We start from the raw sequence: 23,854 nt of genomic DNA, 5'->3' as shown, positions 1-23,854 counted from the left end.
CAATGAGCCTAGAGCGCATATGGAGGCGCGAGAATAGACGCCGCTCGAAGGACACCGCCCGCAAAGAGCGCGTGAACCGGAACTGGCCAGGACATGCAGACAAGCTGGTGAATCTATTCAAGGGGTTCGCTGAAATCGCCAAAAGAGATGGCGTCGAGATGTATGTAGACGAGCCTATCTGGAACCGATTCGAAATGGCCCAGATGGTAAGAGACCTTGGAGGCTCACTGCCGTTTGGGGAAACGGCTGTCATCCTGAGGTTCGGTAATCAGCCAACAGGGCACGGTTATTTTGAAAGGGATGAGAAGGGGCTGAAAAGGCACTTCGATATTGAGCTTGGTACCGCGCTAGTCGTACACCATTCTCCAGCCGAGGGGCTTGTGCAGGTGTACCTACAGCCGCCCAAAGTACAGACGGTTGGCCAAAACGAACAGAATGGCCGAGACAGCCTTCTGATCGATCACACATACAACACGGATGACTTAACCAATTCCTGGGCTGAAAAGAATATAGCCAGGTTACTTGTCTTCAATCGGGCGGAAAGTGCGTTGATCCGCCCGAGGCTCTGGGACAGGGTGAGGGTTCGGGTTTGGCGGTTTCTAGATGTTCGCAATCGCAGAGGATACCTCGGCGCCTTCCAGCACCTATTTACCCCTTGGGAGTTAGTGCTGATCGCAGCGCTGGTTTTTGCAGTTGGCTCACTAGGCCAGGTGTTAGGAGGATAAGAAAAGCCACCATGCCTCTCCTTAACCGATATGGCGCAGCACTATTAAAAAAACGGTACTGCGGCGGTGCCGGCTTCTGGCCTCGCATCAGCGAAACAATGGCCATACGACTACACAACGCGTTCTTGGGGCGATCAGCTCTGATCCATACATGGAGAATAATGGACGAGCTGAGATGGCTTGAGCGTGCACACGGGGCTAGGCAGACATCAACAATGCCTCCGGCCCCTCTTCGCGGGCCAATTCTCGGGCGCTTCATGCACAAGCATTACACCAGCGCGGCATTCCTAGGGGCGAATCTCTATAACCAGTGGTTTGAAGGCTACGGCCGAAAGCATCAGCTGCTGGCTGCTGAAATAGAGAAGGTCAGCCCACTAGGCTCTGTTGTGGAGGATGAGAATGACGCATGGCAAAAGGCGGGGCGCATAGCCCATACCTTCACAATGGATGGCTATCAGCGGCGCGCTGGGCGGCAACAGCTTACCGGGGAGTGGATCGTCTACTACATCCACAACGGAATGAACTACTACCTGGACATAGCCTTTCATGAGGAGGCGAAGACGCCTGAGCGTGAGCGGCAACTATACGAGAGGTTAAAAGCAGGATGCGCCTGGGAGTTTCCCTTCGCATTTGAGTAGTTAAGGCAGGCGGTGGGGCCTCCCAGTCTGGCCGAGGCCAGGAACCCCACATTGCCCTCCGCAGCAAGCTGCGTGGTACGGCCGGGAGAGTATCACCGTGTCACGTCTGCCTTACCCCACTATAGCAGCTATTAGCTCGGATTCGATGTTCAGCGTGGGAGGGCCTATAAGGGGCATGAAGGGGAAGAGGTTAGGGACGGCACAGTTGAAAGGGTGGGCGTTGAATCTAACGGCAATCTAACGCGGTCTATGGCTAAGCGGCGGCCGGTTGGATAGTCTCTCTGCCGTAGTAGTCAGATCAGGGACGTTACCCATGCCGGCAAGCCGCAACATCCAAATCGAATTTTATCAGGGCACTGTGTGTAGTGGTCAACCCATCCCGGACAGTGGGTTAAGTTTTTCTTCGGCCACCGCAGGCGGTAGCCCATCGTTGAATTGATGCGGCCTGATCCAGTTGTAGCGGTGCATCAGGTAATGACTGATGTCCCGCTGGGCCTCCTGAGCTGTCAGGTAACCGGTTGGTGGAATCCACTCCGATTTCAAACTGCGGAACAACCGCTCCATCGGCGAGTTGTCCCAGCAGTTACCTCGACGGCTCATACTCTGGTCCATTCGATATCGCCACAGCCGCTGCCGAAACAAGCGGCTGGCGTATTGGCTGCCCTGATCGGAATGAAACAGCACCTGCTGCGGCTTGCCTCGCTGCTCGTAGGCCATGTCTAGCGCCTTGATGACCAGCTCTGCATCCGGCTTGGCGGAAAGTGCCCAGCCGATCACTCGCCTTGTATGCAGGTCAAGCACCGCCGCCAGGTAATGCCAACGACCTTGCGCCCATATGTAGGTGATGTCGCCGCACCACACCTGGTTGGGGCGCTCGGTGGTGAACTCGCGGTTCAGCCGGTTCGGAATATCTGGCCGCTCAACCGTAGCCTGCTTGTAAGCGTGTGAGCCCGGCTGCTTGCTGACCAAGCCCAACTCACGCATCAACCGACGCACACGAAAGCGGCCAATGGATACGCCATCCTCACGCAGCATACCCAGAATGCTGCGGCTGCCAGCTGAGCCTCGACTCTGGTTAAACAGCTGATTGACCTTGCTGCGCAGTGCCATGCGACGCGTATCAACACAGCGACGACGAAGCCGGTGGGCGTAGTAGCAAGACCGCACCACGTCGAAGGCTGAACAGACCACTTCCACCGACTCCCGCTCACTCAACTGGTCTATCAGCGCGTACGATTGAATTCGTCCGACATCAAGAGAGCGGTAGCCTTTTTTAGAATCGCTTTCTCCCGTTCCAGCCGGTCGATCCTGGCTTCCAGCTCCTGGATTTTCTGCTGTTCGGGCGTCAGTGCTTTGCTCTTCGGGGTCACGCCCAGGCGCTCCTCTTGGAGCTGGTTTACCCATCGGCGCAGGGCCGACTCAACCAGCCCAAGCGAACGGGCGGCTTCGATATGGCTGTAGCCTTGGTCGAGTACCAGGCAGGCGGCCTCTCGTTTGAACTCGGGCGTAAAGGAACGACGTTGCTTGGTCATCAGACACCTCTCTATGGCGAGCATTCTCGCCCTAAATTGGTGTCCGGGATCAGTAGACCACTACAGTGGGGGCAGACGGAAACGCTGGCAGGGTCAGCGACATAATGCGTCGGCGTGTTCAACAGGCGCCAGAGAATGGTGGAAGCCATCCAGTACGAATCGGTGCTTTTACCTTCGACCTACGAAGAATCGAGGAGCTTGCGGACGGCATGTTCACAGGCGAGTTCGTAAAATTTCGCCAGGATTTCCTCCCACATGTTGGAGCCCCAAATGCACAGGAACGCGAGTTGGAGATTCGGGCGGATGAGTTCCTGATCGAGAAGAATTACTTCTTGTTTGAGCCCGCGCGCCAACTGTTGATTTACCAGCGCAACGCGCACGGCGGATCTGTGCTGAATCTAGAAAAGTACTTTGCACAGATTCACCACGAAGCACTGACCCTTTTCCACCCAGTGCTCCAGCCCGAGCCAATGAGACGATTGATGCGCGGCGAGGCTTTACCGAAGAAGGCTTATCTCACCATGGCTCGACCAACAAACCCTGAGTTGGTACCGCAGTCGGATTGGGGACGCGCTGCGTTAGAGCTTCTTAGCAGCTCAGGAGGCGCGGGAGTCACCTTGTACTTGCATGCTGACGGCCGAGCCAGGGACGATGGGCGATTTCTTAACCAAAACATCAAACGTGCCGTCCAGGAGCTCATCGGTTGCGGAGCCGCTAAAAGGGCGAAAATTCATGTTGAGGAAGACGGCTTCAGCCATCCCATCGATCTGATTGCTGATCGAATGGCCAGCACGCAAACGGTCGAGATGGCCGGCCGCTATCCGCTGCGAGCGTCAATTCTTCCGGCTCTGTACCTCGCATTGGAAGAAAAACGCGATGAGCTACTTGAGATTTTTGGTGATGAAGGCAATCGGCTGGTTTAACACGCTCCTAGCATTGCTGATAGCCGTTGCTGCAGGTTGGGCGACCTACCGGTATTTGCCGCCTGGACTTGATGCTGAAATCAGGTCAACGGTCGCTACCGCATCAACAGTGGCGGGCACTCTCTTTGGCTTCACACTGACTGCTCTATCCATACTGGGCTCGCTCTGGAGCAGGCAGCTCATAGAGAATATGAAGAAGACAGGACATTTCAACGGCCTGCTGGCTTGCCTTGCCTATGCGGGCGTTGCGGCGCTGCTGATTATGATCTGGGGGTTAACCTCTGCCTTGATACCTGCGAGCCACCTCTACCTATATTTTTCAGTTCTTGTCGGTGGTTTCGTCTTCGCTAGCTATATCAACCTTCTAGCACTCCGGCGTTTTTATCTGGTGCTGTACTACGCCTAACCTACTGAACCCCCTCAATCTGCAATAGCCCGCTCCAGCCGCCGACCATGGCGGCATGAGCAAACAAGCCCCCCTCCATACCGCCTTCGCCGCCTGCACCTTCGAGCTGCAGGCCGAGGGCGCGGCCATCCAGCTCTTTCCGGCTGGCGCCTTCAAGGCCCGCGACGGCCGACCGGCTGACGTCGAAGCCGGCCACTGGTTCATTGACGCCCAGATTGCAGCCCGCGTGTTGTCCAAGGCCGCTGCGCGAGCCACTGACCTGGTCATCGACTACGAGCACCAGACCCTCAACAGCGCAGACAACGGCAAGCCAGCCCCGGCCGCCGGCTGGATCAAGGGCGCCACCCTGGAGTGGCGCGACGGGCTAGGCCTGTTCGCCACTGCTCCGGAGTGGACTGACAACGCTGCCGCCTTCATCAAGGCCCGCGAATACCGCTACCTGTCCCCGGTTTTTTCCTACGACACCCGCACTGGCTCGGTGCTGGAGCTGCTGCACGTCGCGCTCACCAATTACCCCGCCCTGGACGGCATGGAATCCCTGCCGGCGTTGGCGGCTGCCCGTTTTCAACTGGCCGACCCGGCCGCCCCATCCGCAGAGGAGAACCACAGTGTGAAACGCGAACAACTGATCGCTCTGCTCGGCCTGGCCCAGGACGCCAGCGACGAGGACATCCAGAACGCCCTGACCATGGTCAAGGGCAACGCCGACAAACTGCCCGAGGTGGAGGCCCAGCTGGCCGCCGCCAAGGCTCAGGTCGTTGACCCGGCCAAGCACGTGCCGGTCTCCGTGGTCGAGGAGCTGAAACAAGACATCGTTGCCCTCAAGTCCGGCCAGGTTGGCCGCGAGGTGGAGGATCTGGTGAAAACCGGCCTGGCCGACGGCCGCCTCCTGCCTGCCCAGGAGAAGTGGGCGCGTGATCTGGGCGGCAAAGACGTAGCCGCCCTCAAGACCTACCTGGATAACACCCCAGCCATTGCCGCGCTCAAGGGCCAGCAAACCCAGGCCAAACCGCCGGTTCCGGCAACGGTCGAGGAGCTGAGCGAGGAGGCCCTGGCCGCCTGCCGCGCCATGGGCACCGACCCGAAAGACTACCTGGCCACGCTCAAGGCTTAAGGAGGCCCCATGACTGCGCTCGTACGTGACCGCAACACCCATCAACAGGTTGCATCCATCCTCAGCATCGCACTGGCCGCCAATGCCAAGGTCTTCGCCGGGGCCATTGTCGTCACCAATGCCGCCGGCTACGGCGCCCCCGGCAGCACCGCGCTCGGCCTGTCCTATATCGGCCGCGCCGAAGAAGCGGTGGATAACACCGGCGGCGCCAACGGCGCCAAGTCTGTGCCGGTGCGCCGCCTGCTGGCCTTCAAGTGGGTCAACGACGGCTCTATCACCCAAGCCCACCTCATGAAAACCGCCTACATCGTGGACGACCAGACCCTGGCCGCCACCGATGGCGGCAGCACTCGCTCCCCGGCTGGCCGCATCGTCGGCATCGAGGCCGACGGCGTGTGGGTGGAATAACCCGGAACTACAAGGAGAGCACCCGCAATGCTGATCAATAAGCAAAGCCTGACGGCCGTCTTCATCAACCTGAAGACCATCTTCAACAAGGCGTTCGACGCCGCGCCCAGCACCTGGCAGAAGATCGCCATGGAAGTGCCGAGCACCAGCGGTCAGAACGACTACAGCTGGCTCAGCCTCTTCCCGAAGATGCGTCGCTGGGTCGGCGCCAAGGTCGCCAAGGCCCTGGAAGCCTACAAGTACGTGGTGGTCAACGAAGACTTCGAGGCCACCGTCGAGGTCGACCGCAACCACATCGAGGACGACCAGCTCGGTATCTACAAGCCCCAGGCCGAGATGGCCGGCTACTCGGCGGCGCAGCTGCCGGACGAGCTGGTGTACGAGGCGGTCAATGGCGGCTTCACCAAGCTGACCTACGACGGCCAGTACCACTTCGACACCGACCACCCGGTGGGCAATGGGATCGCCAGCAACAAGAGCACCGCGCCACTTTCCAATGCCACGCTGGTTGCCGCCAAGGCTGGCTATGGCGCTGCCCGTACCGCCATGAAGAAGTTCAAGGACGACGAGGGCCGTTCGCTCAACATCACCCCCAACGTGCTTCTGGTCGGCCCCGCCTTGGAAGACATGGCCAAGTCGCTGTTGACCAACGACAAGCTCGCAGACGGCACCCCCAACCCCTACAAGGGCACCGCCGAGCTGCTGGTGGATGGCCGTATCGAGTCCGATACCGCCTGGTTCCTCCTGGACACCACCAAGCCGATCAAGCCCTTCATCTACCAGCCTCGCAAGAAGCCGCTGTTCGTCTCGCAGACCAACCCGGAAGCCGAGGACGTGTTCAACCTGAAGAAGTACAAGTTCGGCGCCGAGGCCCGAGCTGCCGCCGGCTATGGCTTCTGGCAGCTGTCCTTTGGTTCCACTGGTACCGGCGCCTAAGGAGGGCTGACCCATGGCAACAGCAAAATCTGGCGCCTCCAAGCCGCAGGCTAAGGCCACCGCTAAACCTGCCGCAGGCAAAGAACCGAACATGCTGCCGGGCATCTTCGTCCGCAGCTTTTCCGAAGTGTTCCGCCGCGCGGGTCATGTCTTCACCCGCGAAGGCCACGGCCTGCTCCTGGAGAACCTGACCGAGGAACAGCTCAAGGCCATCCGCGAGGAGCCCATGCTGTCCGTCCAGGAGTGCGAGTTCCCGGCAACTGCCGAGGACGACGAGCAGCTGCAGCAGCACGAGACCGGTGCCAATCCCGGCGCTAACGGTGGTACCACCGAGCCCCAGGCCGGGGGTAACGCCTGATGTACGCCAGCGCCGCCCAACTGCTCGCGCGCTATGGCGCCGAGGAGATCGCCCAGCGCGCCGACGACAGCGTGCCGTCCCTGGTGGATGGTGTGCTGCTGGCCAAGGCCGTGCGCGGTGACGACCTGACCGGCTACTCCCCCGAGGAGCAGGCGGCTGCAGGGGCGGCGCTGGCCAACATCGAGCGCACCCTGCGCGACGCCGACAGCACCATAAATGGCTACCTGGCCAGCCGCTACCAGACGCCCGTCACCAACGCGGCGGGCGTCCTGGAACGCATCGCCTGCCAGCTGGCCCGCTACTTCCTCTATGACGACGCGGTAACCGACCAGGTGAAGAAGAACCACGACGACGCCGTCGCCTTTCTGCGCGACGTGTCGAGGGGCAACGTGCAGCTCGGCCCAGGTGAAAGCGGCGCCACTGCACAGTCCTCGGCCAGCGCCGAGATGGTCAGCGAGCCGCTGGTGTTCAGCCGCGAAGACTCGAAGGGGTTCATCTAATGGCCGTCAGCATTCAGCTGGACTCCAACCTGGCAGCCGTGCAGCGCGTGTTTACCAGCATCCGACAGATGGGAGCCAACCCGCAGCCGCTGCTGCAACAGATCGCCCTCTATGGCGAGAACAGCACCCGCGAGCGCTTCAGCACCCAGACCGGCCCGGACGGCCAGCGCTGGAAGCCCAGTCTGCGCGCCCTGCACAGCGGCGGTAAGACGCTGACCAAGGATGGCCACCTGGGTGACTCCATCACCAGCCAGGCCGACAGCGAGGCCGCCGAGTGGGGCACCAACCGCATCTATGCGGCAGTCCACCAGTTCGGCGCCACCATCGCGGCCAAGGCCGGCCAGTTCCTGCGCTTCGCCATTCCCGGTCTCGGCTGGGCCTCTAAGCGCCAGGTGAAGATCGAGGCGCGCGCTTTCCTGGGCGTATCGGCCGAGGACAGCCGCGAGATCCTCGACCTGGCTGCCGACCACATCACTCAGCTGATCCGCCGCTCCGCGGCTGGGGGGGCCTGATGCTCGGCGACCTCGAAAACCAGCTGGTGCAACTGATTAAGGAGTGTCCCTTAGGCCTGAGGTTAAAGACCGTCGACAGCCTACCGGACGTACCGGGCAAGGACGTCCTCAACCGCTGGGGCGTGGATGCCCCGGCAGCCTACGTCGTTGCCATGGACGGCACCTTGGCGGACCTGGTGGCCACCCCGCGCTTTGTCGTGGTCATGGTCGCTCGCAATGCCAAAGGCCATCAGGAAGCCCGCCACGGCAGTAAGGCAACCATCGGTCTTTACGAGATGGTCGATGCCGGCGTTGCGTACCTGCACGGCGGTGTCACCAACGGCGGCAGCTGGCAGGTAACCGGCTACCAGTTCCAGCAGGACAACGCGCTGCGCGACAAGGGCCTGTATGTGTCCCTGCTGGCAGTGCAGTGCAATTGCGACACCCCGGAGCCCGAGCAGCAGAACCTGGGCGACTTCCTGGAGTTCCACGCCGACTTCGATCTGGAGCCCCAAACCCCAAGCGAGCACCAGCGCTGGCTCGACGAGAACCACGACGCCCCAGCGCCTGACCTGCAATCCAGCATCAACCCTCAGGAGGAGTGATGACTCAACCCAAACCCGAGTACCTGGTGCCCGCCGAGGGCCTCAAGGTGCGCCACCCGCAAGGCGGCTACCTGCCGCCTGAGGGGGGCTTCGTAGTGCTCGACAGCTACTGGCGTCGCCAGCTGGCGGACGAGTCCGTCAAGAAAGGCCAGCCGCCGAAGCCGGCCACCTCGCGCAAGTCGGAAGCCAAGGAGTAAGCCATGGCCGAGAACGTCAGCTTCAACGAAGTCCCGGATAGCATCCGGGTACCGGGCATCTATATCGAGATCGACCCGAGCAAGGCCAATGGCGGCGGCGCTGTCATGGAGCGCCGCCTGCTCCTGGTCGGCCAGCGCCTGGCCACCGGCAAGGTCGCGGCCCTGAACACGATTCGCCTGGGTAGCCAGGCCGGTGACCAGGCCGCCGACGCCTTCGGTCAAGGCTCCATGCTCCATGCCATGGCCGCCGCTGCCCGCGAGGCAAACGAGTACGTCGACCTGTGGGCCATCGCCCTGGATGACGACGGCGACGGCCAAGCGGCGACCGGCAAGGTCACCTTCGGCGGCGCACCAACTGCCAGCGGCACCCTGTGCCTCTACATTGGTGGCAACCGTGTGCGTATCGGTGTAGCGGCTGCCGAGCCGGTTGCCACTCTGGCCAGCCGCTTGGCCTCGACCATCAACGCCACCACCGGCCTGCCGGTTACTGCTGCCGCAACGGCCGGCGAGGTGACTTTGACCTGCCGCTGGAAGGGCGAGACCGGCAACGACCTGGACCTGCGCCTGAACTACTACGACGGCGAGCAGACCCCAGCTGGTCTGACCGTGGCCATCACCGCCATGGCCGGTGGCACTGCAAACCCGGAAGTACAGCCGGTGCTCGATGCCATTGCGGGCAAGCAGTACTACAGCATCGTCTGCCCGTACCTGGACGGCGCCAACCTGGCCGCCCTGGAGGCGGAGATGGTGGACCGCTTCGGCCCGATGGACACCCTGACCGGGCATGTCTTCAACGCCAAGACCGGCAACCATGCCCAGCTGACTACCTGGGGCAGCGGCCGCAACTCGCCGCATTGCAGCACCCTCGGCCTGCATGGCGTGCCGACCGCGCCATGGGTGGTGGCTTCGGTGTGGGCAACGGTTGCCGAGTTTTCGGGCGCTAACGACCCGGCTCGCCCGTTCCGCAGCCTGGTGCTGCCAGGGGTGCTGCCGCCTGCCGAGAAGATCCGCTTCACCCGTGCCGAGCGCAACCTGCTGCTGTACGACGGCATCAGCACCTTCACCGTCGACCAGGGCGGCCAGGTGCTGTGCGAAGTGATCATCACCAACTACCAGACCAACAGCTTCGGCCTGCCCGATATCAGCCTGCTGCGCCTGGAGACCAAGTGGACCGCCGACCTGATTCGCTTCCGCTTCAACACGGCGGTTGCCCGCGACTACCCGCGCCACAAGTTGGGCGACAGGGCCATTCCCGGCCAGGCCATCGCCACCCCGAACCTGATCCGCGCCACCTTGGTTGCAGAGGCCACCAAGCTGCACGAGGAGGATGGCCTGATCGAGGACATGGAGGGCTTCAAGCGCGATCTGCTGATCAAACGCTCCAACCAGAACCCCAACCGGGTCAACGCGGTGATGCCGCCGAACCTGGTCAACCAGTTCGACATCTTCGCTGCCGCAGTGCAGTTCCGCCTGTAAGGAGGCCCCATGCAACACCACGGCCGCGCCACCATCAGCTTCAACGGCCAGCGCTTGCGCTCCAAGCCTGGCGCCACCCTCAACTTGGGCGGTGTCGCTCGCACGCCGGACCCGCTGGACGACGGGTCGGTCGGCTTCACCGAGGCCACCGCCGCCCCTGAGCTGAGCTGCAGCGTCCCGCTGACCCGAGACCTGGACGTCGAGGGCCTGCGCGCCCTGACCGGCGCCAACGTCGTGTTCGAGTCCGACACCGGCCGCAGCTGGGTCATCCGCGACGCCTTCACCGTCGACGCCATCACCGTCGGCGCCGATGTAGCCATCAAGTTCAGCGGCCAACCGGCCGCGCAAGTCTAAGGAGCCACCATGCAACTGCTCGTTACCAGCGGCACCCTGCCGAAAGGCTTCGTGATCGAGGGCACTGTCTACCGTCACTTCGACATGCGCGAGGCTGAGTTGGCCGACATGATCGAGGCCGAGGCCGACTCGGGTGGCGCGGGCCACGCCATCCACTACAACGCCCAGCTGGCGGTGCGGCAGCTGACCAAGATTCGCAGCGATGACGGCCGCGAATATCCCGGCCCGTTCACCGTCGGCATGGTTAAGAAGCGCGCGGACTTCCTGGCACTGCGCTCGGCCCAGATCGTGCTGGATCGGCTGGGAAACGTCGAGCTGAGCGAATCCGCCACTACCTCGACGCCATCCAGCTAATCGCCCTTAAGCACCACTGGTCGCGCGAGACCATCCTCGCGCTGCCGCGCTACGAGTTCGACCACTACCTGGCCAACCTGACCAAGAAGAAGTCATGAGCACCTCCAGCAATCTCAATCTGGCACTGCGCGTCAGCGCCGACGTCACCCGCCTTATGGCCGGGATGGCCAAGGGCGAGGGTGGCGTGCGCAAGTTCGGCCGCGCGGCCAAGCATGAGATGGAGCAACTTGGGCACTTCATGGGCTCGGTTGAGGGCAAGCTGGCCCAGCTGGGTATTGGCGTATCGGCGGTCGCCCTGGGCGTGCAGTCGGCGCGCCTCGACAAAGACCTCAAGCAGTTGCAGCTCACAGCGGGCGCGACCGCTGATGAGGCGGGCCGCCTGCGCCGCGAACTGATGGAGGCGCAGATTGCCACTGGCCAAGGTGCGGATGAGCTGAAGGCCGGGGTGGACGCCCTGATCGCGGGCGGCCTGAGCATGGCCGAGGCCACCGCCACGGTTGACCCGATGGCCGAGACCCTGGCCGTGGCCAAGACCAACGCCGACGCCCTGGCCAAGGCCATGGGCGTGGCCAGCAAACAGTTTGATATCGACCTGAGCCAGACCGAGCAAGCCCGTTTGCTCCTGGACAAAATGGTGGTAGCAGGCCGTGCCGGCAACGCCGAACTGGAGAACCTGCCGGACATCTTCGCCCGCGTGGGCGGCAGCGCCAGGTCGTCCAACCTGAGCCTGGAGCAGACCCTGGCCCTGGTGGAAACGCTCTCCCTGGTAGAGCCCAACGCCGAGCGCCTGGCGACCCTCACCGACAGCACGTTGCGTGTCTTCACCAACAGCAAGTACATGAAGGATGCCCAGAAGGCCACGGGCATCAAGTTCTTCGATGCCGACGGCAGCCGCCGCGATGCCTTGGCAGTGATCGAGGAGATCCAGGGTAAATACTCCCAGCTTGGAACAGACCAGGACCGCTTCAAGTTCATCTCCAAGGCGTTCGGCAACACCGACCTGGACACCCAGCGCGGCCTCAAGGCGCTGCTCGATGGCGACTCCCTAGGCAAACTGGATGAGGTGTTCGCCCAGGTCAGCAACGCCAGCGGCACCATTGCCCGCGACTTGCCAGACGCCATCGGCAACGCCGTGGACCAGACCAGCCGCCTCAAGGGCGCCCTGCGCGAGGCCGCCGATGGCTTCGCTCAGCCGATCAATGACACCCTTTCCGGCCTGATCAAGTGGGGTCTGGACAGCAAGCAAAACGGCGGCCTGGGCCTGGATGGCACGGACATCATCGCCGGCAGCGCTGCCGGTGCACTCGGCCTGTTAGGCGCGGCCCGCTACGGCAGCAAGGCCATCAAGGGCCTGGCCGGCAAGCTGGGCGGCACGGCAGCGGGCGTGGCCACCGGCAAGGCCCTGGAGGAGGTGGCAGGCGTCACCCCGGTCTATGTCGTCAACATGCCTGACAGCCTTGGCGGCTCACTCAACCCTGTTGACGCCATCGTTGGCAAAGGCAACGGCGGAAAGCTGCTGGCTGGCGCAGGGCGCTTCGGCTTGCCTGCGCTGGCGGTAGCAGGCGCAGGCGCTACAGGCTATGGCGTGGGCACTGTTGCCAATGCTGGGATTGATGCGGGTCTGAGCAAGCTGCACGGCGAGGAAACCAGCCTGGGCGGCCTGCTGTACGACATGTTCAATGGCGAGCGCGACGAGCGCATGGAGGCCGCAGGCACCCTGGCCAAGGGTACCGCATGGGTGGCCAACCCCCTCGCCGCAGCAGCAGCCACTCTGAGCCAGCAGCTGACCGAAGCCATCATGGGCACCAAGGCCGAACCTGTAGAAGTAGGAGGAAAGTTCACCGTCGAGGTGCTCAGCACACTGCCCACCAAAGTCACTCAGTTAGAGAGCGACAACGGCCTGGAACTGGCTGTTACTACAGGCCGCACAGGGGTGGGGCGCTAATGGCCTGGCGCGACGAATACCGGCCCGGCTCCTTCCGTGGCGTGCCGTTCAACCTGCGCACCAGTTCCCGCACCGGGGGCCGCCGTACCATCCTGGACGAGTACCCGCTGCGCGACGTGCCCAGCACCCAGGACATGGGCCGGTCCGCGCGCAAGTTCAGCCTGACCATGGTGGTGACCGGCGCCGACTACATGGCGCGCCGCGACAAGCTGATCGAGGCCCTGGAGGCTAAAGGCCCCGGCACCCTGGTGCACCCGTACTACGGCGAGATGCAGGTTGCTGTCCTGGGCGATTACAGCTGCGAGGAGAGCACCGCCGAGGGCGGACGCGCCACCATCAGCCAGACCTTCGTCGAGGACGGCGAAGAACCGCGCCCGGACAACAAACCCCTGCAGGGCGCCCAGGCCAACGCCGCCGCCGACCTGGTGCAGGAAGAGGCCGCCAGCGAGTTTGCCGAGGTATGGGCTGTGGCCGGCTATGCCAGCTTCGTCGCCGAGGAAGCGGTGGATGTGCTGCAGGAAGCTACCGGCTACATCGGCAGCGCGGGCGGCATGCTCACCAGCGCCTCGGGCTTCGGCTCCATGGTTGGTCGCCTGACTGGAAGCTTCCAGCAACTGCTCCTTTCGCCGGGCAACCTGGCCGGCAACATCATCGGTCTGGTTCGCGGCATGACCGCCACCTCTGACCCGTTTGCGGCCTTCCGCGCGCAGTCCTCGCTGTTCAACATGGGCAGCAAGGCCAAGCCCGTGCGCAGCGCCGGCTATGTGACCAAGGCTCGCGCCCAGCAGGCAACCAACCAAGCCGCCGTCTACCGCCTGGTTGAGCGCGCTGCTGCAGCTGAGGCCGTGCGCCTGGCCACCGGCCGGCCGCTCGATGCCAGCGGCCGCCCGCTGCCCGGCATGACCTATGACAACCGCGACCAGGCCATCCAGGTGCGTGACCAGGTGGTAGCCGAGCTGGAGCGCCAGCAGCTGGAGGCCAGCGCCCAATGTTATCGCGCCCTGGCCGGGCTCAGCTCTAGCCTGGTAGTCGAGCTGCAGCGTACCGCCGCCGACCTGGCGCCGCTGGCCAGCTTCACCCCGCAGGCCACCATGCCGGCGCTGCTGATCGCCCACAAACTCTATGGCGACGCGCGCCGGGCTGCCGACATTGCTGCCCGCAACCGCTTGACCCACCCCGGATTCGTGGCCGGTGGGCAGCCGCTGGAGGTGCTGCGCGATGTCTGAAGTCATGTTGATCGTGGATGGCAAAGACTGGGGCGGCTGGAAGGGCTACCGCATCAACCTCGGCATGCAGCAGCTGGCCGGGCGCTTCGACTTGACCCTGACCGAGCGCTGGGCCGGCCAGGCAACCGCCCGCGAGATTCCCGAGGGCGCTCCCTGCACCCTGCATTACGACGGCGAGTTGCTGATCACAGGCCATGTGGACCGCGTCGGCCCCACCTACAACAGCCAGGATCACAGCATTTCCGTCAGCGGCCGCGACAAGACTGCCGACCTGGTCGACTGCTCGGCGCCCGCCACCCAATGGATCGGGCGCGGCCTGGCCGATGTGGCCCGCGAGCTTTGCGCGCCCTTTGGCATAAACGTCATCGACCTGGCAGGGGCCAATGCGCCGTTTCGCAGCCTCAAGCCCAACGACGGCGAAACCGTGTTCGAGATGCTCGACCAGGCTGCGCGCATTCGTGGCGTGCTGCTGATCACTGACGGCAAGGGCAACCTGGTCATTACTCGCGCCGGCCAGGCGCGGGCTAAGGACGACCTGGTGCTGGGGCGCAACATCAACACGGGCGCGCCCAACCGCGACCTGACCGACGTCTACAGCCACTACACCCTCAAGGGCCAGAGCCAGGGCAGCGACGACTGGTACGGCGAGCAGGCCGCCGCCGTGCTGGCCACCGCCGTGGACAAGCGCATCAAGCGCTACCGGCCGCTGACCCTGATCGCCGACGGCCCTCTGGACCCGGCCGCCGCCCGCCAGCGTGTCACCTGGGAGCGCAATGTGCGCTGGGGCCGCTCGCAGGCCATCAGTTACACCCTGATCGGCCACCGCCAGAGTAATGGCGAGCTGTGGCGGCACAACACACTGGCCACAGTCTTCGACGACTACAGCTACCTGCGCGGCGCCGAGCGCCTGATTACCGACATCAACTACATCTTGGACGAGCAAGGCGAGCGCGTGGAGCCGACAGTCATGCCCCGCGAGGCCTTCGAGGTGCTCTCCATTCCCGAGCCGGAGGCCACCGATGGCGGGTATTGACCGGCTCCTTAATCCGTTGCGTCGTGGCCTGGCCCATATTGTGGCCCGCGCCGTGGTCACCCTGGTCAACGACGCAGCCAAAATGCAAACGCTGCAGATCGGCATTCTCAAGGACGAGACCCTGGATGGCGTCGAGCACTGGCAGGGCTACGGCCTGACCGTGGTCCCGCACCCTGGCGCCGAGGCCCTGGTGCTCGCCACCGGAGGCCACCGCGCGCACAGCGTGGTCATCTCCTGTGCCGACCGCCGCTACCGGCTGGTGGGCATGAAGACTGGCGAGGTGGCCATCTACACCGACGAGCAGGACAAGATTCACCTCAAGCGCGGCCGCGTGATCGAGGTCGAGACCATGACCCTCCAGGTCAAGGCCGGCACGGCGGTTCACTACGAAACCCCGCTGATCACCAGCACCGGCCGCATCGTCGCCCAGGGCGATGTGATCGGTGCCGGCGTGAGCCTCAAGACCCACCCGCACAAAGACACTCAGCCAGCCGCCGGCCAGCAGAGCGGCCGCCCCTTTGCGGAGGTGAGCTGATGGGAGACATCGCGCTCAAGTGGGACGGCACCGGGGCTGACCTGGTCTTCGAGGATGGCGACCTGGTCATTGATGACGGTCTGCAGACCGCTGTCATCGTCAGCCTTTTTTCCGACCGCCGCGCCCGCGCCGACGACACCTTGCCAGACGGCAGCACCGACCGCCGGGGCTGGTGGGCGGATCAGTTGGCCGAGGTGCCCGGCGACCAGTTGGGCTCGCGGCTCTGGCTGCTCGGCCGCGAGAAGGAGCTGCCCGAGCCCATGCGCCGCGCCCGCGACTACGCCCTGGAGGCGTTGAGCTGGCTGACCGAGGACGGCATCGCCGCCAGCATCGACGTGCAGCCAAGCGTTCCGCGCCGTGGCGTCCTCGGCCTGGCCGTGGCCATCAACCGCCGCGATGGCGGCCGTGAGAGTTACCAATTCGAGATCCTCTGGGAGGCAATGAATGGACTTTAAGATTCCCAGCCTTGCTGACACCCGTGAGTTGACCGCCACGGATATGCAAACCTGGCTGCCGGGAAAATCAGCGGCTACCCGCCGCACTACGGTTGGGGTAATTGCCCACGCCCAGGCAGGCGTCGAGCAGGGCCTGCACGCCCATATCGAGTACCGCGCTCGTAACTTCCTACCCGATGAGCAGGCAGACGCCGAGGGTATCGAGCGCTGGGCGCGCGGCTATGGCCTCTGGTATCTGGAGCCGACCTTTGCCAATGGGCCGGCAGTGGCAGCTGGCATGCCCGGCGCCGTGCTCGATGCCGGCAACCGCATGCAGTCGAGGGCGGGCGCTGTCTACGTCCTCCAGGACACGCTGGTGCTCGGCAGCGAGGGCGGCGAGGGCACGGTTCAGGCCGAGGAACCCGGAGCCGCCGGTAACCTGCCAGCCGGCAGCGTGCTAACCCTGCTCAGCCCAGTGCCTGGCGTCCAGCCCACCCTGGTGGTCGGCGCTGCCGGAATTGCGGGCGGGGCTGATGCCGAGCAGCTCCAGGGCCTGCTGGCCCGCGTCCAGGACCGCATGCGTAATCCGCCGAAAGCCGGCCACTTGGATGACTATGTTTCCTGGGCAAAGGCTGCACACCCTTCGGTAACACGCGCCTGGGCAACCGAGCATGAGCTAGGCATTGGTAGCGTGGTCGTGCGGGTGGTTTGTGATAACGAAGACACGCCCATCCCCTCCGCCCAAGTGCTAGAAGCGGTGGACGAGTACATCGGTAAGCGCCGCCCGGCTGGTCGGCGTTCAGTGTACGTGTTACCGCCTGTCGCTGAGCTGATTAACTATGACATTCGGTTAAACCCCGACAGTTCTGCGACCCGCGCGGCGGTTGAGGCCGAGCTACGGGATCTGCACCGCCGCGAGGCAGTTCCTGGCGGAACGCTGCTGCTTACTCATATTCGCGAGGCCATCAGCACCGCCCCCGGCGAGAACGACCATCAGCTACTTGCGCCCCTGACAAATGTTGCCACCACTCCAGGGAAGTTGGCTGTCGTAGGGGGCTTCACATGGTCATGAGTGCAGAGGCCTATGGCCGACAGCTCAGCCAGTTGTTGCCGCCTGGGCCGGCATGGACCCAAGAGCCCGAGAGCGGCCTGCAGCGCTTGTTGCGGGGATTGGGCGAGAGCTTTTCACGCGTTCACGCTCGCAGCGATGACCTGTGGCGCGAAACTGATCCGCGCGCCACTTACCAGATGCTGGAGCGCTGGGAAGCCGCCTTCGGCCTACCTGACGCGTGCAGTGTCCATGGCAGCCAAACGCTACTGGAGCGCCTGCAAGCGTTGAACGCCAAGGTTTTCGCCGTCGGAGGCCAGAGCCGCGAGTACTACATAGCTTTGGCCGCGCTACTCGGCTATCCCCACGCAACGATCACCGAATATGGCGCCCGGCGGCATGGCCGCGCTCGCATGGGTGAGCGCTTTGGCGGGGTGGATTGGGAACAGGTCTGGCAGATGAATCTGCCTGAGCAAAAGGTTACTGCCCGACGGCATGGTGTCAGTGCATGCGGCGAGCGCTTCCGCGTGTGGGGCGACACCTATCTCGAATGTGTTATCAGCCACCAGCGTCAGGGTGGCTCCATTGTTTTCTTCAGTTATGGAGGTAACTGACCACCATGGATTACCCACACTCTGTGCCAAACGTAGACCTGCTAGCTGGCAAATTTACCGATGGCAACCCGCTGCTGAGCATTCCCGCATCCCTTGACCCGGCGGTATGGAACAACATGGTCACGGACGAACTTCTTAACGTCATAACAGCGTCCGGCCAAGCCCCATCCGAAGCGGACCTTGCACAGCTGCTGCGAGCCCTTCGGGGCGGGCAATCAACCCTTGCCGCCAACACGCAGCTCACCGCTCTGCACGCCGGGCTCTTACACCTCGATGCTGCTGGCGGTGCCCGGACTTTCACCTTGCCGCCGGCTACCTCGGCGAAGACGCCCCATGATTTCATCCTGCGGCGGGTAGACAACAGCGGCAACCGCCTGGTGGTCCAGGCCAGTGGCGCGGAGAAGATCCAGTTTCACACCCACCTGAATGCTGCCGGCTATTCCTTCTTTGTGCTGATGGGGGCCGGAGACTGGTGGCGCCTGCGCAGCGACGGCACCACCTGGTGGGTCGTTGGGCGCTTCGATAGCACCTCGCTCGGCCGGCCGGTATTCGAGACCACCACGTTGTTCAGCCCTGGTGGCTACGGCGCGCTGAACGGACCGCTGCTCAACCGGGCGGATTGGCCGTGGCTGTGGGACCACGCCAACCAGTCGGGGATGCTCACCACCGAGGCCGCACGTGTGGGGCGCGAGGGTGGCTGGACCAGCGGCGACGGCGTGGCGACTTTCCGGGGGCCTGAGGGCCGTGGCGAGTTTCTGCGGATTCTGGATGACAGCCGGGGCGCTGACCCCTCCCGCCTGGCGGGCTCCTTCCAGCATGGCTCGCTGGTGATCGGCGAGATCGTGGATGCTGTGGGCTCGTTCCGTCGTATGCAGAATCTCACAACAAAGTTCTTCGATGTCAGCAATGCGAGCGACTCCATTGCTACAGCGCAGTCAGCGTCTTCTGCCAACAGCATTCAGGCTGCATCGTCTCAATACATTGGCGCCACTCGCCCGCGAAACATCGCCTATCCAGGCCGTATCAAGCTGATCTAAGGAGCCGTCATGACCGCACCACTTATCTATCTTACGGACGGCTCTGGCGCCCTGGTCGGCCCGGTTGAGATTCCCGAGATTCCTGGCCTTGGAGTACAGCTGCCGGCCGGCGGCGTAGAGCTTGAGCAGCAGCTGCCTGAGCCAGACGAGGGCTTTGCCTGGGCGCTTGTCGATGGCGAGGTGCACCAGTTGCCTGACTTCCGTGGTGCCGTTTTCAGCACAGCAGATGGCAGCGCTGTCCAGCATGGGCAGCTGGGCGAGCTGCCCGAGGGGCTGACCCTTCTGCCAAGGCCAACGGCGGATCACGCCTGGAACGGCTCGACCTGGGAGTTCAGCGCCGAGTTGCAGGCTGAAAACCGTCAGGCCCTCGCCGGACGCCTCTGTGGTCGCATCGACACGGCAGCAGACGGCGCCCGCCATGCTGTGGCAGGAGATCCACTGCGAGCGATGGAGTACCTGCGTGCCGCTGAGGAGGCAGAGGCCTTTGCTGCCGCTGGCTATCCGGCCGATCAGGTGCCTGGTTACGTTGCTGCCTGGGCTATTGGCGGCCTTACGCCTGAGCAGGCGGCCGACGATATCCGGCGGGAAGCCGGGCTCTACAACGGCGCCATGCTGCAGCTGCGCCAAGTGCGCCTGGGCGCCAAGGTGCAGGTTCGCCAGTTGATCCAGGCTGGCGAGATCGAGCAGGCCGAAGAACTGGCGGCCAGCACCGTAGAGGCCATCCGCGCGTCTGTCGCCGGCATTGGTAACGCCAAGGGGGTGTGATGGAAACCATCCGCGTGCTCTTCACCCGGCGGCGACACCTCGGCAGCTTGGCTATCCGCACCTTCACCTGGTCGGCCTGGTCGCACGTCGACCTGCTAGACGACAGTGCTGGTCGGCCAGAGCTGGTCGGCGCAGTAGCGCCCTCTGGCGTGGTGGTGGAGCCGCTGGCCTACAGGCTCCAGAAAGCCAGCCGCGCCGCGCTTGTGGAGTTCCGTGTAGGAAGCGCGGCGGCCGTATTAGCTGCGGCGCGTAGCCAGGTGGGCAAGCCATACGATTGGGTGGGCGTAGCTGGTCTGGTTACCCGTAGCCGCGATTGGCAGGGGGAAGAGGACTGGTTCTGTAGCGAGCTGATCGCCTGGGCGCTTGCCCAGGGCGGAGTGCCGCTGTTCCGCGAGACCCTGGTGGGGCGCATTACCCCCCAGCACCTGTGGATGCTGGATAACCCCTACATCCGCCCGAGCAAGCCTATGGAGCTGCTCGACCATATATAAAAGAGGGCGCCGGCCGAGGGTGCGGGAACACCCCCTACCGGCACCAGCCCGCAGACCGTACCTGCAAGCCAGCCAAGGCCCTCTCGCTCGCGCGAGCGCCGGGGAGCCTACCTGAAAGAAGGCCATTTTGCAGGATGTTTGACATACGTTGCGGCGGCTGCGCCCGCCTACTTGCCCGCGCGAGCGGTTGCTACACCCTACAAATCAAGTGCCCGCGCTGCGGGACACTGAACCACCAGACAGCCGCGAGCTGCCCGAACCCTGAGCGCCATAGAGCGCCTCGTTCCGAGGCTGCTCATGGCAACAAAGAAAGACCACCATCCGGCCCAGCCGGGCAACTACAACCCACCGTCCACTGACCTGGTCGGCTACTTCAACGGGGAACAGGCGCTGGCTGGCTTCGGCTGCAGCGCCTTCTATGTGGCACTAATCCCCCGCGCCGAGGCCAACCGCGTCATTCTGGCCAACCACTACTCAGGCCGCATCGTCGCCAACTCCTACGTCCACCTGGGCTGCTGGGTGGATGGCGTCATGCGAGGGGTTCTCCAGTTCGGCTATGCCCTCAACCCCGTCGCCGGGGCACAGAAGATCGTCGCCGGCACTGAGGTGGACCAGTACCTGGAGCTAAACCGCATGTGGTTCGACGACGTGGCGCCGCGCAACAGTGAGAGTCGTGCCCTGTCGTACGCCTTCAAATTCATCAAGCGGGCCTGTCCGCGCGTGGCTTGGGTGCAATCTTTCGCAGACGAGCGCTGCGGGGGCTGGGGTGTGGTCTACCAGGCGGCGAATTTCCTCTACCTGGGTCACCACAAGACCAGCTTCTACGAGCTGGACGGCGAGACCTACCACGAGATGCTGCTGACAACAGGCAGAAAGGGCGGCGGCCGTGGTCAGTACCTGAGGGACAACCTGCACCGAGCCACCCGGCGCAGCCTGCTGCAGTTCCGCTACATCTACCTGATCAAGCAGGGCTGGCTCTCGCGCTTTAAGAAGAGTCCGTTACCGTTCCCGAAGCCGGGTCAGCCGCTTCCCGATAGACGCCGGCTTAGGCAAGTCAAAGCGCTATAAAGCCAGGAAGCCCACATCTAGCGGGCTTCCTCCTCCGCACACTCCACGACTTGCATAAGAAAATAGGCAAAGGTGTCTACATTCAAGGGGTATTGGGCACGATCTTCTGTTGATATTTTCCAGTCGATTAGCTGAAGAGAATCCGAATGGAGATAGCCGAGAGCACCGTCAGCATCTGTGATAACTACCACTGCTTCCCCAAAACCCCGGCCGCCGAAATCATCAAAAATGGGGCCAGGCGAAACCACGATTGGGGGGCATTTTCTCAATTCGATGGTGAGTTCAGGGACAAAGTAGCTGCATTCCTCTGACGTGCCACTCAGTTCGACTCTCTTGACGTTAGCGCTCGTGAAGGTCACCAGGTTGTCGGCGACCATAGGCGCCAGCCACTTCTGAATAGAGGCATGGAGGTCCCTCACGGCATCTGCCCATCGCAGAGACTTGCTTGTCCGTAAGAGAGCTTCGCGCTGCTCGCGCTCTACCCTGGTTTTAAGGTGTTTGTGAAGTGCTTCCAGTTGTGACATCGCGTGCTCCTTGGTGCTGGTCTACTCGTAGATTGCGACCACTGGCTGGCATTTCAAGTGCTGACTTGGTTGCCGTTGTGGAGACCGCCTGCATGCCAAGCAGCTCATGAAACAGTGGTGAGTGAGCGGGCAGCCGTTGCGATGCCAAACGAGCCGCTAGACCCGGTGCGCCTGCGGCCTAGCTTGTATGCCAAGAATGCTGCAAGTCGGTGCCAAATCCGACGCGCGTTTACACAGCGAGAAGGGCTGCCAAGCAACTCGGTGCCCGAGTCCCCGTCAGTAGGCCGAGTGGAGGTGTTGCGCAGGGGGACGCGAGGCAGGACGCCGAGCTAGGAGCGATGGGACAGGACGTCCCATCGTGACGGCCCCCGGAGCAGCGCCGGAAGGAGGGAACCCCGCCGCAGGCGGGGCCGGATGCCGGGGTGGCCTTCTCTTTGGTTACTTTCTCTTGGCCAGACAAGAGAAAGTAACTCGCCGTGCAAGGCGAAATCGGCAGTCGGTGCCGAGGAACGTGCTGCGATCAGGCTCTGGAGTATGGGCAGGAAGTCTGGGAATAGGAGCTCGTGAGGTTGGAGTGTGTTCCAGGAGGGGTTTGATGGGCGCAGCGAATTGCCCCGATCCCCTCGCGCAGCGTTTAAACTGCGCAATTCCGGAGCTTTCTGTCGCATTGCCGAAAGCCCCCGAAAACCGCGGGGTTCCGCTGTAAGAAGTTGTCGCATGGCGACAATGCGGGCCCGTGGGCAGCCCCTACAATCCTTTCATCACCTGCCATTTTGTGCGGTGTTCCTTATTCAGGAGAGCCCCGATGTCCGTTCAGCACGATCCGGTGCAACGCGCCGATTTCGATCAGTATCTGGTCCCCAACTATGCCCCTGCCGCCTTTGTTCCGGTGCGTGGCCTGGGTTCGCGAGTCTGGGATCAGAGCGGTCGCGAGCTGATCGACTTCGCCGGTGGTATCGCCGTCAACGCCCTCGGTCACTGCCATCCGGCACTGGTCAAGGCGCTGACCGAGCAGGCCAACACCCTGTGGCACATCTCCAACGTGTTCACCAACGAGCCGACCCTGCGCCTGGCCCACAAGCTGGTCGATGCCACCTTCGCCGAGCGCGTGTTCTTCTGCAACTCCGGCGCCGAGGCCAACGAGGCCGCCTTCAAGCTGGCCCGGCGCGTCGCCCATGACCGTTTCGGTCCGGAGAAGTACGAGATCATCGCCGCGCTCAACAGCTTCCACGGTCGTACCCTGTTCACCGTCAGCGTCGGTGGCCAGCCCAAGTACTCCGATGGTTTCGGGCCGAAGATCGAGGGCATCACCCATGTCCCGTACAACGACCTGGACGCGCTGAAAGCGGCCATCTCTGACAAGACCTGCGCCGTGGTGCTGGAGCCGATCCAGGGCGAGGGCGGTGTGCTGCCGGCCGACAAGGCGTATCTGGAAGGCGCTCGTGCCCTTTGCGACCAGCACAACGCGCTGCTGGTGTTCGACGAGGTGCAGAGCGGCATGGGCCGCAGCGGCGAGCTGTTCACCTACATGCACTACGGCGTCACCCCGGACATCCTTTCCAGCGCCAAGAGCCTGGGCGGCGGTTTCCCCATCGGCGCCATGCTGACCACTACCGAGCTGGCCAAGCACCTGGCCGTCGGCACCCACGGCACCACCTACGGCGGCAACCCGCTGGCCTGCGCGGTGGCCGAAGCGGTACTGGACATCGTCAACACCCCAGAGGTGCTGCAGGGCGTGAAGGCCAAGAGCGAGCAGTTCAAGCAGCGCCTGCAAGCCATCGGTGAGCGTTACGGCATGTTCGCAGAAGTGCGTGGCCTGGGCCTGCTGCTTGGCTGCGTGCTCAACGATGCCTGGAAGGGCAAGGCCAAGGCCGTGCTGGATGCCGCTGCCGCCGAGGGCGTGCTGGTGCTGCAGGCCAGCCCGGACGTGGTGCGTTTCGCACCCAGCCTGGTGGTGGACGAGGCCGATATCGTTGACGGTCTGGACCGTTTCGAGTGCGCCGTCGCCAAGCTCGCGCAGGGCTGATGGCTGCAACCGGCGGCGCAGGATGCGCCGCCGACTGCTCAGGATGAGCTGATTCATGTGTGATCGGAGTGCTCCGGTCTTTCTCCAGTGG

General features: G+C 63.4%; 30 protein-coding genes. 28 read left to right on the top strand and 2 right to left on the bottom strand.

The window, feature by feature from the left end; all coding sequences use genetic code 11:
* The first annotated feature begins 2 nt into the window (after positions 1-2).
* Together ACOAPY_RS14055 and ACOAPY_RS14050 are read left to right on the top strand one after the other, a co-directional pair.
* Entirely contained in the window at positions 3-725 is a 723-nt protein-coding gene (locus tag ACOAPY_RS14055) for a hypothetical protein (RefSeq protein ID WP_465153675.1), read from the top strand.
* A gap of 257 nt (positions 726-982) precedes the next feature.
* Positions 983-1,363, top strand: a complete 381-nt coding sequence (locus tag ACOAPY_RS14050) for a hypothetical protein (protein ID WP_465153674.1) — start codon at positions 983-985, stop codon at positions 1,361-1,363.
* A 369-nt stretch (positions 1,364-1,732) separates the two neighbouring features.
* Here the strand turns inward: ACOAPY_RS14050 and ACOAPY_RS14045 are convergent.
* A protein-coding gene (locus ACOAPY_RS14045) for an IS3 family transposase (protein ID WP_465153673.1) occupies positions 1,733-2,895 on the bottom strand; the annotation gives its coding sequence in 2 pieces (ribosomal slippage) (positions 1,733-2,640 and positions 2,640-2,895; 1,164 coding nt in all).
* A gap of 104 nt (positions 2,896-2,999) precedes the next feature.
* Between ACOAPY_RS14045 and ACOAPY_RS14040 the strand changes: the two genes are divergently transcribed.
* From ACOAPY_RS14040 to ACOAPY_RS13920, 25 genes are all read left to right on the top strand, one after another.
* Complete coding sequence (locus ACOAPY_RS14040; protein ID WP_465153672.1) at positions 3,000-3,818, top strand: DUF6731 family protein; 819 nt, start codon at positions 3,000-3,002, stop codon at positions 3,816-3,818.
* Positions 3,796-4,224 (top strand): hypothetical protein, encoded by a 429-nt coding sequence (locus ACOAPY_RS14035; RefSeq protein WP_465153671.1) that lies wholly within the window; start codon positions 3,796-3,798, stop codon positions 4,222-4,224. The genes ACOAPY_RS14040 and ACOAPY_RS14035 overlap by 23 nt, the downstream gene beginning before the upstream one ends.
* Before the next feature lie 55 nt (positions 4,225-4,279).
* On the top strand, positions 4,280-5,338 hold the full coding sequence (locus ACOAPY_RS14030) for a phage protease (RefSeq protein WP_465153670.1): 1,059 nt from the start codon (positions 4,280-4,282) through the stop codon (positions 5,336-5,338).
* Positions 5,339-5,347: 9 nt separating this feature from the next.
* On the top strand, positions 5,348-5,746 hold the full coding sequence (locus tag ACOAPY_RS14025; protein WP_465153669.1) for a hypothetical protein: 399 nt from the start codon (positions 5,348-5,350) through the stop codon (positions 5,744-5,746).
* A gap of 27 nt (positions 5,747-5,773) precedes the next feature.
* The gene (locus ACOAPY_RS14020) at positions 5,774-6,682 is read left to right on the top strand and encodes a Mu-like prophage major head subunit gpT family protein (protein ID WP_465153668.1); all 909 of its coding nucleotides are present in this window, start codon (positions 5,774-5,776) and stop codon (positions 6,680-6,682) included.
* A gap of 13 nt (positions 6,683-6,695) precedes the next feature.
* On the top strand, positions 6,696-7,040 hold the full coding sequence (locus ACOAPY_RS14015; RefSeq protein WP_465153667.1) for an HI1506-related protein: 345 nt from the start codon (positions 6,696-6,698) through the stop codon (positions 7,038-7,040).
* Positions 7,040-7,540, top strand: coding sequence for a gp436 family protein (locus ACOAPY_RS14010; protein ID WP_465153666.1), 501 nt, complete (start codon positions 7,040-7,042; stop codon positions 7,538-7,540). Before ACOAPY_RS14015 ends, ACOAPY_RS14010 begins: the two co-directional genes overlap by 1 nt.
* On the top strand, positions 7,540-8,052 hold the full coding sequence (locus ACOAPY_RS14005; protein ID WP_465153665.1) for a phage virion morphogenesis protein: 513 nt from the start codon (positions 7,540-7,542) through the stop codon (positions 8,050-8,052). Before ACOAPY_RS14010 ends, ACOAPY_RS14005 begins: the two co-directional genes overlap by 1 nt.
* On the top strand, positions 8,052-8,636 hold the full coding sequence (locus ACOAPY_RS14000) for a hypothetical protein (protein WP_465153664.1): 585 nt from the start codon (positions 8,052-8,054) through the stop codon (positions 8,634-8,636). The genes ACOAPY_RS14005 and ACOAPY_RS14000 overlap by 1 nt, the downstream gene beginning before the upstream one ends.
* Positions 8,636-8,833 (top strand): DUF2635 domain-containing protein, encoded by a 198-nt coding sequence (locus ACOAPY_RS13995; protein WP_465153663.1) that lies wholly within the window; start codon positions 8,636-8,638, stop codon positions 8,831-8,833. Before ACOAPY_RS14000 ends, ACOAPY_RS13995 begins: the two co-directional genes overlap by 1 nt.
* Before the next feature lie 3 nt (positions 8,834-8,836).
* Positions 8,837-10,309: a phage tail sheath subtilisin-like domain-containing protein gene (locus ACOAPY_RS13990; RefSeq protein ID WP_465153662.1), complete on the top strand. Its 1,473-nt coding sequence runs from the start codon at positions 8,837-8,839 to the stop codon at positions 10,307-10,309.
* Positions 10,310-10,318: 9 nt separating this feature from the next.
* A complete protein-coding gene (locus ACOAPY_RS13985; protein WP_465153661.1) occupies positions 10,319-10,663 on the top strand; it encodes a phage tail tube protein in 345 nt (114 codons plus the stop codon).
* A gap of 9 nt (positions 10,664-10,672) precedes the next feature.
* A complete protein-coding gene (locus ACOAPY_RS13980; RefSeq protein WP_465153660.1) occupies positions 10,673-11,017 on the top strand; it encodes a hypothetical protein in 345 nt (114 codons plus the stop codon).
* A 94-nt stretch (positions 11,018-11,111) separates the two neighbouring features.
* Complete coding sequence (locus tag ACOAPY_RS13975; protein WP_465153659.1) at positions 11,112-12,962, top strand: phage tail tape measure protein; 1,851 nt, start codon at positions 11,112-11,114, stop codon at positions 12,960-12,962.
* Positions 12,962-14,188 carry a DNA circularization protein gene (locus ACOAPY_RS13970; RefSeq protein WP_465153658.1) on the top strand — a complete coding sequence of 409 codons (1,227 nt, stop codon included), beginning with the start codon at positions 12,962-12,964 and terminating at the stop codon, positions 14,186-14,188. The genes ACOAPY_RS13975 and ACOAPY_RS13970 overlap by 1 nt, the downstream gene beginning before the upstream one ends.
* Positions 14,181-15,221: a phage baseplate assembly protein gene (locus ACOAPY_RS13965; RefSeq protein ID WP_465153657.1), complete on the top strand. Its 1,041-nt coding sequence runs from the start codon at positions 14,181-14,183 to the stop codon at positions 15,219-15,221. The genes ACOAPY_RS13970 and ACOAPY_RS13965 overlap by 8 nt, the downstream gene beginning before the upstream one ends.
* Entirely contained in the window at positions 15,208-15,756 is a 549-nt protein-coding gene (locus ACOAPY_RS13960; RefSeq protein WP_465153656.1) for a phage baseplate assembly protein V, read from the top strand. Before ACOAPY_RS13965 ends, ACOAPY_RS13960 begins: the two co-directional genes overlap by 14 nt.
* Entirely contained in the window at positions 15,756-16,211 is a 456-nt protein-coding gene (locus ACOAPY_RS13955) for a phage GP46 family protein (protein WP_465153655.1), read from the top strand. The genes ACOAPY_RS13960 and ACOAPY_RS13955 overlap by 1 nt, the downstream gene beginning before the upstream one ends.
* Positions 16,201-17,262, top strand: coding sequence for a baseplate J/gp47 family protein (locus tag ACOAPY_RS13950; RefSeq protein WP_465153654.1), 1,062 nt, complete (start codon positions 16,201-16,203; stop codon positions 17,260-17,262). Before ACOAPY_RS13955 ends, ACOAPY_RS13950 begins: the two co-directional genes overlap by 11 nt.
* Positions 17,253-17,852, top strand: a complete 600-nt coding sequence (locus ACOAPY_RS13945; RefSeq protein ID WP_465153653.1) for a YmfQ family protein — start codon at positions 17,253-17,255, stop codon at positions 17,850-17,852. Before ACOAPY_RS13950 ends, ACOAPY_RS13945 begins: the two co-directional genes overlap by 10 nt.
* Before the next feature lie 5 nt (positions 17,853-17,857).
* Entirely contained in the window at positions 17,858-18,889 is a 1,032-nt protein-coding gene (locus ACOAPY_RS13940; protein WP_465153652.1) for a phage tail protein, read from the top strand.
* Positions 18,890-18,898: 9 nt separating this feature from the next.
* Complete coding sequence (locus tag ACOAPY_RS13935) at positions 18,899-19,654, top strand: hypothetical protein (protein WP_465153651.1); 756 nt, start codon at positions 18,899-18,901, stop codon at positions 19,652-19,654.
* A complete protein-coding gene (locus ACOAPY_RS13930; RefSeq protein WP_465153650.1) occupies positions 19,654-20,145 on the top strand; it encodes a hypothetical protein in 492 nt (163 codons plus the stop codon). The genes ACOAPY_RS13935 and ACOAPY_RS13930 overlap by 1 nt, the downstream gene beginning before the upstream one ends.
* 134 nt (positions 20,146-20,279) lie before the next feature.
* Complete coding sequence (locus ACOAPY_RS13925) at positions 20,280-20,504, top strand: Com family DNA-binding transcriptional regulator (RefSeq protein WP_465153649.1); 225 nt, start codon at positions 20,280-20,282, stop codon at positions 20,502-20,504.
* Positions 20,443-21,213, top strand: coding sequence for a Mom family adenine methylcarbamoylation protein (locus ACOAPY_RS13920; RefSeq protein WP_465153648.1), 771 nt, complete (start codon positions 20,443-20,445; stop codon positions 21,211-21,213). The genes ACOAPY_RS13925 and ACOAPY_RS13920 overlap by 62 nt, the downstream gene beginning before the upstream one ends.
* 17 nt (positions 21,214-21,230) lie before the next feature.
* Here ACOAPY_RS13920 and ACOAPY_RS13915 read toward each other — a convergent pair whose 3' ends face one another.
* Positions 21,231-21,737: a hypothetical protein gene (locus ACOAPY_RS13915; RefSeq protein WP_465153647.1), complete on the bottom strand. Its 507-nt coding sequence runs from the start codon at positions 21,735-21,737 to the stop codon at positions 21,231-21,233.
* Between the two features lie 805 nt (positions 21,738-22,542).
* On the opposite strand from ACOAPY_RS13915, the gene ACOAPY_RS13910 reads away from it, so the two are divergent.
* Complete coding sequence (locus ACOAPY_RS13910; RefSeq protein ID WP_465153646.1) at positions 22,543-23,763, top strand: aspartate aminotransferase family protein; 1,221 nt, start codon at positions 22,543-22,545, stop codon at positions 23,761-23,763.
* Positions 23,764-23,854: the final 91 nt, after the last annotated feature.

This window comes from Pseudomonas stagnisoli, assembly GCF_048595745.1.
GTDB lineage: Bacteria > Pseudomonadota > Gammaproteobacteria > Pseudomonadales > Pseudomonadaceae > Aquipseudomonas > Aquipseudomonas alcaligenes_A.
The sequence above is the reverse complement of the archived record's forward strand: the minus strand, read 5'-3'. Positions and strand labels throughout refer to the sequence as shown.